This is a genomic window from Pseudomonas taiwanensis (assembly GCF_013393345.1).
GTDB classification, from domain to species: Bacteria; Pseudomonadota; Gammaproteobacteria; order Pseudomonadales; family Pseudomonadaceae; genus Metapseudomonas; species Metapseudomonas resinovorans_C.
The window spans coordinates 132,492-145,041 of sequence record NZ_QJRF01000045.1 but is presented as its reverse complement, the minus strand read 5'-3'; the positions used below and the strand labels follow the sequence as shown (position 1 = coordinate 145,041).

The following is a 12,550-nucleotide window of genomic DNA, read 5'->3' as shown; positions in this document are numbered from 1 at the left end:
GTCCTGTCATAGATGGGCTTACCTCACCCCCGCCGCGCCAACACCTGGACCGCCCCCTGCACCTTGTTCGTGTACCAGATCACCCGGCTCACGCCCCGCGTAATGGCCACGTAGGCCAGGCGTAGGCTTTCGTCCTGCATGGCCTGGTCGTAGCTGTTGCGGAAGAATCCCGAGTAGGCATAGAGCGCATTGCGCAGCGGGTGTTTTTCCGGCGGCGCGCAGTCGTCGACGATGATCGCCACTTCCGCCTGCAAGCCCTTGGCGCGGTGGATGCTATAGGCGCGCACCGGTAGCGCCGAATCGAGCTGGGCCTGGATCTGCCGGAGCGGCTCGTTGCGCCGGGAGAGCAGCAGCACCGGATTGCGGTCGGCATTCGCGCGGCCGGCCACATGAGCGCACTGGGCCTCGATTTCCTTTACCAGGTCGGGCAACCGCGACTTGAGGTCGAAGCGCGATTCCAGCTTCACACCATGATCGCCGGGCTGCATGGCCTTGAACGCCTTGCTGCCCTTGGCCTGCTTGAAGGCCACACCCTCCAGCACCGCCTCGCCGTCCCGCAGGATCGGCTCGATGGAGCGGTAGTTGGTTTCCAGCGTCAGCACGGTGCTCTTCTTCGTCTTGCCCTTGCTGGGGAAGTGCTTGTCGAAGTCCATGAACAGCTCCGGCGAGCTGCCGCGCCAGCCGTAGATGGACTGCCAGTCATCGCCGATGGCCATCAGGCTCACCGCCTCGCCCTGGCGCGACAGGGCGCGATGCAGTGCCTGTAGCCACTGGACGATCTGCGGCGAGATGTCCTGGAATTCGTCAATCAGCAGATGGCTGAAAGGCGCCAGTGCCTCGCCGGGCAAGCCGTTGCCCTTGGTGAGCACTTCGCCCAGACGCTGGAAGGCGGCGTTGAAGGTCATCAGCCCCTGCTGTTGCAGCACGGCCTCGAAGTGCTTCCAGAACTGCACCAGCGCTTCGACGAAGGCGCGCTCCCGAGCAGAGCAGCCCAGGGCGCGGGGTTTCAAGCGGTCGAGTCGGATACCGATGCTTTCCATGAACCCGGCCTGCATATAGAAAGCCTCGAACAGCGGCAGCGGAGTGAACTCGCCGGCCAGCTTGAAGCCGTCCAGCGGCGCCTTCGGTATCTGCGGGGGCTGGCCTTCAACCGGGGCCGGAAGGGGAGGCAAGCCCAGCAGGCTGTGCACCCGCTCACGGAAGTCGGCATTCGCCGCATAGCAATCCTGGTAGGCCTGCTGTAGCAGGCGCTGCTGGGCAGGTCGCAGGCGACCGGCGAGCAGCGGGTTGTCCAGTTCACCGCTGCCGGCCTCGTCCAGTTGTTCGAACCAGCGCGGGTTGCCCAGCAGCTCCTTGGCGAGGGTGCCCATGGCCGAGTGGAAGGTGCGCACGCACTGGCGTGCCTGGGCAGCATCGAAGGGGAACTGCCAGAAGGCCAGGACCTTCAGCAATTGCTCGCGGAGCTGGGCGCAAGAGGCGTTGGTGAAGGAAATGACGGTGAGCCGCTCCGGCGCCACACCCATGTGGCAGAGCATGAACACCACCCGCAGCACCAGGGTGGTGGACTTGCCGGAACCGGCGCCGGCGAAGATGCGGGTGAGCGGGGCGCGGCTGAGGATCATCGCCCATTGCTCATCGGACGGTGGGCTGACCACCCCAGCGGCCACGGCTTGGCCGACGCGTTCGCGCATGGCTTCCACCTGCGCGTCGGTCACTTTCATCCGCGCACCGGCATAGATGCCTTCGTCGACTGGCTTGTGGGCTTTTGCGGGGCCATCGCCGGCGGCGGCCCTCTTGGTTCCGGCGGCCTTGGTCTTGCCGGTGTTGGCGGATTTCTTCGCCCGAGGCGTGGGTTTGCGCAGTTGGTCAGCCGCTTCACGCTCGGCGCGCAGGTACTCAGTGGTTCGCGGGAAGTAACGCGCCAGGGCGCGTTTCATGGCAGACAGCATTGGATCGATCCCTGTAACCACGACAAAGCGCGGAATTCTAAGCGGTTTTGCGTGAAGACTGGATGATGGCGGATTGGCTTCAGGTGGAGGCGGGGGCTTGTATAGGGGGCTTTTCCTGGTGGGGGCGAATTTATTCGCTAAGGGTGGCGCAGCCGCCCCATGAAGTTCGGATGGCGAAGCTGCGGTCCGCTCAGCGATTGAAATCGCTCCCACAAGATTTGTGCCTGGAGCGGGACTTCTTTTCCTTGTGGGAGCGAATTCATTCGCGAAAGGGCCACCAGGCAGGTCTTCGACCTGCATCGCGATTGAAATCGCTCCCACAGTACCAGCGCAGCGCCGCCGCTCTTTGTGGGGGCGAATTCATTCGCCAAGGGCGGCGAAGCTGCCGCCTGAGGCTCACAGGGCGAACCTGCGGTCCGCTCAGCGATTGAAATCGCCCCCACAAGATTTGTGCCTGGAGCGGGATTTCTTTTCCTTGGGGAAGCAAATTCATTCGCGAAAGGCCACCAGGCAGGTCTTCGACCTGCATCGATTGAAATCGCTCCCACAGTACCAGTGCAGCGCCGCCGCTCTTTGTGGGGGCGAATTCATTCGCCAAGGGCGGCGAAGCTGCCGCCTGAGGCTCACAGGGCGAACCTTCGATCCGCTTGGCGATTGAAATCGCCCCCACAAGATTTGTGCCTGGAGCGGGATTTCTTTTCCTTGTGGGAGCGAATTCATTCGCGAAAGGGCCACCAGGCAGGTCTTCGACCTGCATCGCGATTGAAATCGCTCCCACAGTACCAGTGCAGCGCCGTCGCTCTTTGTGGGGGCGAATTCATTCGTCAAGGGCGGCGAAGCTGCCGCCTGAGGCTCACAGGGCGAACCTTCGATCCGCTTGGCGATTGAAATCGCCCCCACAAGATTTGTGCCTGGAGCGGGATTTCTTTTCCTTGGGGGAGCGAATTCATTCGCGAAAGGCCACCAGGCAGGTCTTCGACCTGCATCGCGATTGAAATCGCTCCCACAGTACCAGTGCAGCGCCGCCGCTCTTTGTGGGGGCGAATTTATTCGCTAAGGGTGGCGCAGCCGCCCCATGAAGTTCGGATGGCGAAGCTGCGGTCCGCTCAGCGATTGAAATCGCCCCCACACCTGAAATGGCTTCAGGCCGGCGCGTGATGCTGCCACCACTGGTGGATGGCGCTGGCCAGGTCGCCCACCGACAGGGTGCCGTCAAGCACCAGGGTAAGGGGCTCATCCAGCGGTTCTTCCAGATCGGCGAACTGGCTGTCCAGCAGGCTCGACGGCATGAAGTGTCCCTGGCGCCGCGCCATCCGTTCGGCTGCGGCAGTGGGGGAGAGTTGCAGGTAAGCGAACGCCAGACCCGGCACGGCATGGCGCAGACCATCGCGGTAGGCACGCTTCAAGGCGGAACAGGTGAGGATGGGGTGCTCCCCAGCACGGTAGGTCTGTTTCAGCTGTTTCTCGAGCGCATGCAGCCAGCTGGCGCGGTCCTTGTCGGTCAAGGGTTGGCCGGCGCTCATCTTCTGGATGTTGCGGTCGGGGTGGAAGGCATCCCCCTCGATCAACCGCGCCCCGCTGCGCACCTCCAGCGCCCGGGCCACGGCAGACTTCCCGCTACCGGCAACACCCATGATCACCACTGCGTTTATGGGCTCGTACATCGCGTCATCTCTGCTGCTGGTTCTTAAACGATAGGCAATGGCAGCGAAAAGATGGTTTCAGGAAGCTGATTCGATGACAGCGAAGCGGCATCCGCACTGAACGAGGCCGGAAAAACCGGAACGAATTCGCGAAAAGTTTTTGCGGTAGGCAATCAGGCCGGCCCGGAACAAGCCGGCCTGAAGGAGCACGGGAATCAGCTGGAGGGCAGGATTTCGCCGTCGGTGGCGTCCGCCTGGCGTTGTGCCTTGTTCTGCAAGGAACGCTCGCGGGCGGCGCGCTTGCGCCACCAGATGATCACGCCGGTGACCGAGAGCATGGCGATCACCACACCCATGGCGGAGATCAGGATGCGTCCCGGCAGGCCGAGGATGCGCCCGGAATGCAGGGGCAGCTGGGCCTGGACGAAGATGTCACCGGCGGTGCCTTTCCAGGGCTGGCTGTCGCCCAGCAGGCTGCCGTCCTGGCCGTCGAAGTAGAGCGCCGCCGGGCCTACGCCAGCATCACCGTGGTCACCGCCGGGGTGGTAGAAGCTGACGCCGTAGATGCCGTAGTGGCGGGCATAGAACACGCTGCCCGCGGGTTCTTCCCAGCCACGGCGCGCGGCTTCTGCCTTGGCGGTGGCAATGGCTTCGGCGAAGCCCAGGCGCGGTTCGATGGGCTGGTCTTCCGGGGTTTCCTCGCGCTTGTCGAAGGCGCCGGGGGTGACTTCGGTGACCAGTTGCATCATCGGGAAGAAGACTTCCCGGTACAGGTTCAGGGAGAAGGCGGTGAAGGCCAGGACCAGCAGCAGGACCCAGGTCCAGAGGCTGAAAGCGCGGTGCAGGTCGAAGTTGAGCTTGTAGGAACCGCCGCTCCAGCGCACTTTCCAGGCCGGCTTCCAGCGCTGCCACCAGGACGCGCCGCCGGCTGCCTTGGCCGCTGCCTGGCGGCGTCGCGCGGGCAGGGTCAGGTAGAAGCCGACGAAGCAGTCCAGCGTCCAGACGATGGCGACGATGCCCAGCAGCCATAGCCCCCAGTGGTCGATGCCCCAGAATTCGGGGATGTGCAGGCTGTAGTGCAGCACGTAAAGGAAGGACACCAGGTTTTCGCTGGTCACCGGCCACACGGCACCCCAGTCGCGCTTGCCCAGCTCGGCGCCGGTGATCGGGTCGACGAAGACCTGGTTGTACCCAAGTTCGAACGGCTTGCCGGTGGTCGGATCGACGCGGCCGGTTACGCCCAGATCCAGGGACCCGCCGGGCTCCGGGGCCAACGGCACATAGGTCACCACCGCGCGCGGATCACGGGCTTCCACCTGGCGCGCCAGCTCCAGCGGGTCGAGGGCCGGGCCCTGGCTGCTGACCTGGGTCAGGTGCGGGTTGAGCAGGTCATCCAGCTCGTGGTCCCAGGAAATGATCGCGCCGGTCAGGCCGGTGATGAACAGGAAAGTGGCCGTGGCCAATCCGGCCCAGCGATGGAGGAGGGTGGCGAAGGAACGCATGGGGGAATCCGAAATTTCAGGGCTTGTCTGGAAAGGACGGATGAGAACGGCGAATCCGCCAAGGGAGGTGTAACGGGGTGTTTCGATGGTCTGTGATTGGGCGTGTTCGTTGACGAATTCATTGGCATTGCAGCTGCATCGCCCGTAGGAGCTGGCTTGCCAGCGAATGGCCCTTATCGCTAGCAAGCTAGCTCCTACAAGGCTTCTGGATCACCGGGCGATTTCAGGGCAGGCGCAACGCCCCGCGCACTGTCCCCAGGATCATCCGTGTCATCAATTCGCGTCCTTGTTCACCCGGCAGGCCGCTGGCATCCAGCCAGGCCGGCAGTTGATTGAGCAGGGACACGATGCTCGCCACAGCGCCGCGCCCGGCGCTGTCCAGGGGCTGCCCCGCCAGTTGCTGCAGCGGCTCCAGCAGGGCCAGCTCGTAGGCCTGGCGTAGCTCACGCAGTTGTTCCAGGCGCTCGCCGGAGAGGCAGCGGCACTCCAGCTCAGCCAGGCGGAAATGCGGGCCCATCGCCTCATGCAAGGCCAGGTGGTCGTCAATCAACGTGGACAGTCGAGTGGCCGGATCGGCGTGGCGGCGGGCCAGGGCGGCGTTGTCCAGCAGCTGTTCGTAGAGCTCCTCGATGAACTCGAAGAGCAGCGCTTCCTTGCTTTCCACATGGTGGTAGATGGACCCGGCCTTGATGCCGAGGTGCGCCGCCAGGTCGCGCATGCTCACCTGACCGTAGCCCTGCTCGGCGAACAGGGCCAATGCCAGGTGACGGTTTTCCAGGTAGCGGGAGGGGCGGGCGGTAGTGGCATCGAGCATGGCGTTGGCCCTCGCGAATGGCGTGCCCGGGCACTCTAGCCAGCGTGTGCACCAGGGCCTAGGTCGAAATCGCTCCGTTACCTTGGCGTTTTTTTCCATTGATCGGCGCGGGCCTGCAATTCACGGTCGGGAATTGATACGTATCAGAACTCAATGCTTGAAATAATTCGGATCGGGAGTAGAGTGAAACCATAGCAATTCTCCCAGGAGACGCCATGAGCATTCCCGCCAGCCATGTCATTCCGGACCTCCAGAGCGGCGAAGCCGGCCGCGTGGCCCTGAAGTTCTTCTTCAACCTGATGGACAAGTGGGGTTGCAGCAAGGAACAGCAGCGCACGCTGCTGGGTTCCATCGGCAACACCACCTACTTCAGCTACAAGAAGCTGCCCAGCGTGCGCCTGCCCCACGACACGCTGGAGCGCATCTCCTACCTGATGGGCATCCACAAGTCCCTGCGTATCCTCTTCAGCAACCAGGAGGCGCGAGCCTACGAGTGGGTGCACAAGCCCAACAGTGCCGCGCCCTTCAATGGTCGCAGCGCCTTGGACTACATGCTCGGCGGCCAGGTGGTGGATGTGGCCGATGTGCGCCGTTACCTCGATGGAGTGCGTGGCTGATGACCCAGGAGTTGCTGGTGGAACGGATTCCTGACTGGAACAAGGCCTATCGCCTGGTCAATAGCGCTTTCCCACCCATATCGGTATTCGAAGACACCCTCGATCCCGCTGACCTCGATCTGGCCTACGCCATCGAGGCCATGACCAATGACCGCCTGCGTGACCAGGTGGGGGAGATTTCCCGCGTTGCTCCCGAGGACCGGGTCAGCGGCAACGGCTCCACCGTGGTGATGGCGGTGTTCACCCATATCGGCCGCAGCAGCCGCTTTACCGATGGCAGCTTCGGCGTCTACTACTGCGCCAGTTCGATCGACGCCGCCATCGCCGAAACCCGCTACCACCAGGAGCGCTTCTGGCGTGCCACCCAGGAGGAAAGCATCGAGGTCACCCTGCGCGCCTACGTCAACAAGGTGATCCAGCCGATGCTCGACGTGCGCGATCGCGCGGAGCTGCACGACCCCGACCCGGCGAGCTATACCACCAGCCAGGTCTTCGCGGGGCTGCACCGTAACGAGGGCAAGTGGGGGTTGCTGTACAACAGCGTGCGCCTGCGGGGTCATGAATGCGTGGCGGCATTCCGTCCGCCAGCGCTGACGCTGCCGGTGCAGGGGCCGCACTTCCGCTACATCTGGGATGGCCGCAGCCAGAGCTTTTCCTGCGTGCTGAAGATGAGCCCGGTCGGTTAGGTTCGCCTCAGCCGCCGGACGTTTCCGCGATCAGTTCGTCGACCACCGCCACCAGCGCCTGCTGGCGCGGCAGGCCAGCCTGCAGGGCTTCGCGATAACGGTGCAGCTGACGGTCGGCGCTGCTGCCGTAGCGCAGCACATGCCGGCCACGCACGAACGCCTGGCCATCTCCCTCGGACTCGGCGAGTTCGCCAAAGCAGCCATGGGCCCTCGCCAGCCAGGCACCGGCCGAGAGGCTGGCCTCGCCCGAGGCATCCAGGTACATGCCGTGGATACCGAAGCGCATGGCGCGCCAGTGGTTTTCCTTGAGTACCAGGCGTTGCAGTTGGGAGTCCTGCGGGTCGCCATCCTCCTGGGTCATCGCCCAGCTCACCAGTGCGCGGAACAGGGCGACGATGCACAGCGCATCTTCCACCGAGGGGCAGGCATCGGCCGCCAGGAACTCCAGGCTGGAGAAGCGTGGTGATGGGCGTACGCACCAGGCGAGGTCGCTCTCGCGGCGTATGGACCCCGCTGCCATCAGCCATTGCACGTAGGCGTCGAAGGCCGGCTCGTCCGGGAAGTGTTCGGGAATGCCCCTGTGCGGCCACTCGGCACAGACGGCCTGGCGATAGCTCATCAAACCGGTCGGTCGGCCGTTCCACAGGGGGGAAGATGTGCTCAGCGCCAGTAGCAGCGGGAGCCAGCCGAGGACCCGGTTCATCACCTTGATGCGGTCGATGTCCGGCGGAATCAGCACATGCACGCGCATGCAGCCGACCAGGCTGCGGTGGGCGATCATCCGCTGGTCTTCGAAGAGCGGCTGGTAGTGCGAGTCGTCCGTCGGCACCTGTACGTGCCAGTCGGCGAAGGGATGGGAGCCGACGCAGATGGGCGCCAACTGGTACTCCTCGGCAAGGCCGGCGAGGCGGGTGCGACGTTCCAGCAGGTAGGCGCGCGCTTCGGAAATCTCCAGCAGGCTGGGTTGGACCATGTCCAGTCGCACCAGACTCTGGAACATCTCCTGACTGAAGCCGTCCTTGAAGGTGTTGCGGGCTGCCTGCAGGAAGCCGGCGGGAAGCTGCGACGGCAGGTTGCGGCTGCGCTTGTCCACCAGAAAGAAGGTTTCCTCGACGCCGAATCCAGGGGCGAGCGGATCATTGGGCATGCCAGACGCCTCAGTCGTGCCTTATGGCAAGTGACGTACCGGCTGGGCGAGGTTTCAAGGACCGTTTGTCAGCAAGGGCTCTGCAACGGGAGTGTCATCGGGACGAGAGATGCTTTCCGATGAAAAACCGACCGAAGACATTTACGTCGTGAGTTTCCCTGCTAGGTTTTCCAGTCCGGCCACTCGATTGGTGGGGAGGACTGAGAATGAATAATTTGATGCTTCGCCAGGTTGAGGACACCTTGAACAAGATGAGCGTCACGTTTCAGTTCGAATGCTTGTGGGAGCCCGATGGGAGCTACTCCATCACCCTGCGCAACCAGCATCTTGCGATACCGCGAACCAAGGTGGCCGGCATCAGCCAGCGTGAGCTGAAGGATGTGTCCAGTACCCAGCGGCTGGGCCTGGAGCTGATGGACCGGGTCCTGGAAGACTGATGAAGCATCAATCCCATTCGCCGAAGCTGCAGGTCCTGCACCAGCCTTCCGGCAAGAACCCCAGGGTGGTCGAGCGCGTTGCCATCTTCCTGGTGATTGGCGTCTTCATGCTGGGTGTCTACGGCCAGTACTCCGGCCGCGGACCGGGCAGCGAACTCGCGAAGACCAAACCGGTGAAGATGCCGGTATTCGAGTTCCAGCGCCTGAGCGCCAACCCCGCCGAGCGGACCGCCTCGTCCGGACAGCCGTCCAAGCAGAGCAATCGCAGCGGGCAGGAACAGCAGCTGTAGGGGCTGTGCACAGCAGCATAAACCCGTCGACTGCGGTGATGGGTTTCGCTTCGCTCTACGCCATCCTACGGGTCTTCGATCACGAATGCGTTCGTCGCTGCAGAATATGGCTGCGCCTCAGAATTTCTCGGCTTGCCCCAGGTAGCGCCACTGGCCGACCGGCACCTTGCCCATGGGCACTCCGCCGATGCGGATGCGCTTCATGCCCACCACCTTCAGGCCAACGGCGGTGCAATAGGCTGCGATCAGTCCCTGTTTCGGGTTCTTCAGCGCGAAGCGCAGGTGGGTCTCGTTCTGCCAGCTGGCCTTCACCGGGGGCAGTTCGCCGCCTTTGATGCGGACACCGCGCTTGAGCTTGTCCAGGCCGTTGTCGACCATGTTGCCGGACACTTCCACCACATATTCCTGCTCCAGCTTGTTGGCGTCTTCGTTGAGCTTGCGCAGGGCGCGCCAGTCCTGGGTCAGCACCAGTAGCCCGCTGGCGCCGGGCTGCAGCGGCAGGGTGGTGGTCAGACGGGCGAAGTGGCTGCGCAGCAGGCGCAGGCTGGCGCGATCTTCCGGCCAGCGACTTTCCGGGGTGAGCTCGCGTTGGGCGGCTTCGAAGGAGAGGCCGGCGGGCTGGTTCAGTAGCAGGGTCACCGGGTCCTGCGGCTCGGGTGTGGCGCCGGGGAGCAGGGCGACGGTCTGGCCCTCGACCTTGAATTGCGGCTGCTCCACCACCTCGCCATCGACGGTGACCCAGCCTCCTTCGATATAAAGCTCGGCCTCCCGGCGGGAGCAGCCGGTGAGTTCGACGACGCATTTGGACAGGCGGATGGGGTCGGTCATGGAGGCAGCCAGTGGAGGGGAAAGGGCGCAATGGTAAACCCTTTGGTGGCTGATGGTGAGGCTGACGACCTTTCGGGCCGCCTTCGCGACTGAAGTCGCTCCCACAGGAAGAGAACCTGCGGGGGCGAATTCATTCGCTGAGGACTGCGCAGCAGTCCCCGTGGGCAGCAGGGCAGACCTGCGGTCTGCATCGCGATTGAAATCGCCCCCACACGAGGAGGCTCAGCTCCACCATCCAGCCAGCGCCTTGCGGTGTTGCTGATGGGCCGCTTCCTGCACCGTCGGCACGAACTGCAACGCGGCGCCGGGCAGGCATTGCGCCAGGCGCGCCACGGCCAGTGGGGTGAGGGCGCCGAGGCGAGGGTAGCCGCCGATGGTCTGGCGGTCGTTGAGCAGGGCGATAGGCTGGCCGTCCGGCGGGACCTGCACGGCGCCCAGGGCGATGCCTTCGGAAATCATCGACTGGGTCCTGCATTCCAGCTGCGGTCCGAGCAGGCGGACGCCCATGCGGTCGGCGCGAGTATCCACCGTCCACTGGCTATTGAAGGCGTCGAACAGGCTCTGCCCGGAGAAGTCGCCAATTTGCGCGCCGAGGATCAGCTCCAGACGGGCATCAGCGCTGAAGTCGGGAATCTGTGCGCGCGGCATGTTGCGTATCTGCACGGCGTCGCCCTGCCAGTGCAACTGGTCGCCCATGGCCAGGGCTTTGCCGTTCGCGTTGAGGCCGCCCAGTTCTTCGCGGGCGACGGTCGACACGCTGCCCAGCTGACGTTCGCCACGGAAGCCGCCCGGCGCGGCGAGATAGGCGCGAACACCACGGCGCGGATGGGCGAACTCCAGGCGCTGGCCACTGCGTACCTTGAAAGCACCCCAGGCGGGGAGCGGTTGACCGTCGAGCATGGCGCCCAGGTCGGCACCGGCGATGGCCAGGGTGCCGTCGCCCTGGCAGGTCAGACTGAAGGTGCCCAGGCCGACTTCCACTACCGCTGCATCCAGCGGATTGCCCAGCAGCCAGTTGGCCCAGCCCATGGAGACCCAATCCAGCGCACCGCCCTGGGTCACGCCCAGGTGGCGGCAGCCGAAGCGGCCGCGGTCCTGGAGGAGGATGAAGGGCGTGCTGCGGTCGATGACGAGGCTCATGACAAGGTCTCCAGCGGGGTATCGTCGCCGCCCAGGCGGATGAATTCGGCACGGTCGATGGGCTCGAAGCGCACCCGGTCGCCCGCCTGTAGCAGGCTGTAGCCGGGAAGGTCCAGGTCGAACAGGCGAACCGGCGTGCGTCCCAGGAGGTTCCAGCCACCGGGGCTTTCCACCGGGTAGACCGCCGTCTGCCGTTCGGCGATGCCGACGCTGCCGGGCGCGATGCGTTTGCGCGGCGTGGTCAGGCGCGGCGCGGCGAGCGCTTCCTCCACCAACCCCATGAAGGCAAAACCAGGGGTGAAGCCGAGGGCGAACACCTGGTATTCGCGCTGGCTGTGTCGCTGCACCAGTTCGGCCACGCTCAGGTGCTTGCGCTGGGCCAGGGGTTCGAGGTCTGGCCCGACGCTCGGGTCATACCAGGTGGGAATGACATGGCTGCGGCCACTGGCGCGGGTTTCCGGGCTGAGGTCGGCGAGGGCACCGGCAATCAGCTCGCGGGCCTGGCGCGGGTCCAGCCGCTGCAAGTCATAGTGCAGCAGCAGGGTGGTGTAGGAGGGCACCAGGTCTATCAGCGCCGTGCCGAAGGTCTCCCGCAGACGCGTGCCGGCAGCCAGCATCCAGGGCATGTTGGCTTCGTCGATGCGGTCGAACAGGCGCAGGATGAAGGCGTCGATGGACGCCACTTCGATGCGCAGTTGCGGGGTGCTCATTGGGCCTCCAGCGCTTCGCGTATGCGTTTGACCGCGGCGATCGAGCCGGGGTTGTCGCCGTGGACGCAGAGGGTGTGCGCCTTCAGCGGCAGGTCGCTGCCATCGCTGGCGCGCAGCGAGTCGCCACGGGCGAGGGTGATGGCCTGGGCCACCACCTGTTCCGGGTCGTGGTGCACCGCGCCAGGCAGGCTGCGGGACACCAGATAACCGTCGCCATCATAGGCGCGGTCGGCGAAGGCCTCGAACCAGAGGGTCACGCCGTACTCGTCGCCGATGGCCTGGGCGGCGCTGTTGTCGCGGGTGCTCATGAGCATCAGCGGCAGTTGTGCGTCGTAGTCGGCTATGGCACGCATCACGGCGGCGAGGATGGCCGGGTCGCGCATCATGTCCTGGTACAGCGCGCCATGGGGCTTCACGTAGCTGACGCGGGCGCCCTGGGCACGGCACAGGCCGTCGAGGGCGCCGATCTGGTAGAGCATCAGGTCTTCTACTTCGGCCGGCGAGCAGGCCAGGGAGCGACGACCGAAGCCCACCAGGTCCGGGTAGCCGGGGTGGGCACCAATGCTCACTCGGTGCTTCACCGCCAGGGCGATGGTGCGGCGCATGGTGCCGGGGTCGCCGGCGTGGAAGCCGCAGGCGATGTTGGCGCAGTCGATCAGGGGCATCACGTCGGCATCCAGGCCCATGGTCCAGGCCCCGAAGCTTTCGCCGATATCGCAGTTCAACAGCAGTCTGGTCATGGTTTGTCCTACAGGTAGGCGAAGGCCTGCCGCCGGCCAGGGGCTCG

The 12,550-nt window shown here is 64.7% G+C and carries 13 protein-coding genes; 4 read left to right on the top strand and 9 right to left on the bottom strand.

Annotated elements, in window-relative coordinates:
• Positions 1–23: 23 nt before the first annotated feature.
• The 4 genes from DM872_RS09255 to DM872_RS09240 form a co-directional block, all read right to left on the bottom strand.
• Positions 24–1,949, bottom strand: a complete 1,926-nt coding sequence (locus DM872_RS09255) for a DEAD/DEAH box helicase (protein WP_179059194.1) — start codon at positions 1,947–1,949, stop codon at positions 24–26.
• Between the two features lie 1,142 nt (positions 1,950–3,091).
• On the bottom strand, positions 3,092–3,613 hold the full coding sequence (locus DM872_RS09250; protein WP_179059193.1) for a gluconokinase: 522 nt from the start codon (positions 3,611–3,613) through the stop codon (positions 3,092–3,094).
• A gap of 194 nt (positions 3,614–3,807) precedes the next feature.
• Positions 3,808–5,094 (bottom strand): PepSY-associated TM helix domain-containing protein, encoded by a 1,287-nt coding sequence (locus DM872_RS09245; protein WP_179059192.1) that lies wholly within the window; start codon positions 5,092–5,094, stop codon positions 3,808–3,810.
• Positions 5,095–5,317: 223 nt separating this feature from the next.
• Positions 5,318–5,908 carry a TetR/AcrR family transcriptional regulator gene (locus DM872_RS09240; RefSeq protein WP_179059191.1) on the bottom strand — a complete coding sequence of 197 codons (591 nt, stop codon included), beginning with the start codon at positions 5,906–5,908 and terminating at the stop codon, positions 5,318–5,320.
• A gap of 215 nt (positions 5,909–6,123) precedes the next feature.
• On the opposite strand from DM872_RS09240, the gene DM872_RS09235 reads away from it, so the two are divergent.
• Both DM872_RS09235 and DM872_RS09230 read left to right on the top strand, forming a co-directional pair.
• The gene (locus DM872_RS09235; protein WP_179059190.1) at positions 6,124–6,525 is read left to right on the top strand and encodes an MbcA/ParS/Xre antitoxin family protein; all 402 of its coding nucleotides are present in this window, start codon (positions 6,124–6,126) and stop codon (positions 6,523–6,525) included.
• Positions 6,525–7,211 carry an RES family NAD+ phosphorylase gene (locus DM872_RS09230; RefSeq protein ID WP_179059189.1) on the top strand — a complete coding sequence of 229 codons (687 nt, stop codon included), beginning with the start codon at positions 6,525–6,527 and terminating at the stop codon, positions 7,209–7,211. The genes DM872_RS09235 and DM872_RS09230 overlap by 1 nt, the downstream gene beginning before the upstream one ends.
• A gap of 7 nt (positions 7,212–7,218) precedes the next feature.
• Here the strand turns inward: DM872_RS09230 and DM872_RS09225 are convergent, their stop codons facing one another.
• Positions 7,219–8,358: a carboxylate-amine ligase gene (locus tag DM872_RS09225; RefSeq protein ID WP_179059188.1), complete on the bottom strand. Its 1,140-nt coding sequence runs from the start codon at positions 8,356–8,358 to the stop codon at positions 7,219–7,221.
• A gap of 206 nt (positions 8,359–8,564) precedes the next feature.
• Here DM872_RS09225 and DM872_RS09220 point away from each other — a divergent pair, with 206 nt between their 5' ends.
• Together DM872_RS09220 and DM872_RS09215 are read left to right on the top strand one after the other, a co-directional pair.
• Positions 8,565–8,795: a hypothetical protein gene (locus DM872_RS09220; protein WP_256873336.1), complete on the top strand. Its 231-nt coding sequence runs from the start codon at positions 8,565–8,567 to the stop codon at positions 8,793–8,795.
• Positions 8,795–9,085, top strand: coding sequence for a hypothetical protein (locus DM872_RS09215; protein WP_179059187.1), 291 nt, complete (start codon positions 8,795–8,797; stop codon positions 9,083–9,085). The genes DM872_RS09220 and DM872_RS09215 overlap by 1 nt, the downstream gene beginning before the upstream one ends.
• Positions 9,086–9,202: 117 nt before the next feature.
• On the opposite strand, the gene DM872_RS09210 is transcribed toward DM872_RS09215, so the two are convergent.
• From DM872_RS09210 to DM872_RS09195, 4 genes are all read right to left on the bottom strand, one after another.
• On the bottom strand, positions 9,203–9,913 hold the full coding sequence (locus DM872_RS09210) for an rRNA pseudouridine synthase (protein ID WP_179059186.1): 711 nt from the start codon (positions 9,911–9,913) through the stop codon (positions 9,203–9,205).
• A gap of 222 nt (positions 9,914–10,135) precedes the next feature.
• On the bottom strand, positions 10,136–11,053 hold the full coding sequence (locus DM872_RS09205) for a biotin-dependent carboxyltransferase family protein (protein ID WP_179059185.1): 918 nt from the start codon (positions 11,051–11,053) through the stop codon (positions 10,136–10,138).
• Positions 11,050–11,763, bottom strand: coding sequence for a 5-oxoprolinase subunit B family protein (locus DM872_RS09200; RefSeq protein ID WP_179059184.1), 714 nt, complete (start codon positions 11,761–11,763; stop codon positions 11,050–11,052). The genes DM872_RS09205 and DM872_RS09200 overlap by 4 nt, the downstream gene beginning before the upstream one ends.
• Complete coding sequence (locus DM872_RS09195) at positions 11,760–12,503, bottom strand: 5-oxoprolinase subunit PxpA (protein ID WP_179059183.1); 744 nt, start codon at positions 12,501–12,503, stop codon at positions 11,760–11,762. The genes DM872_RS09200 and DM872_RS09195 overlap by 4 nt, the downstream gene beginning before the upstream one ends.
• Between the last annotated feature and the right edge of the window lie 47 nt (positions 12,504–12,550).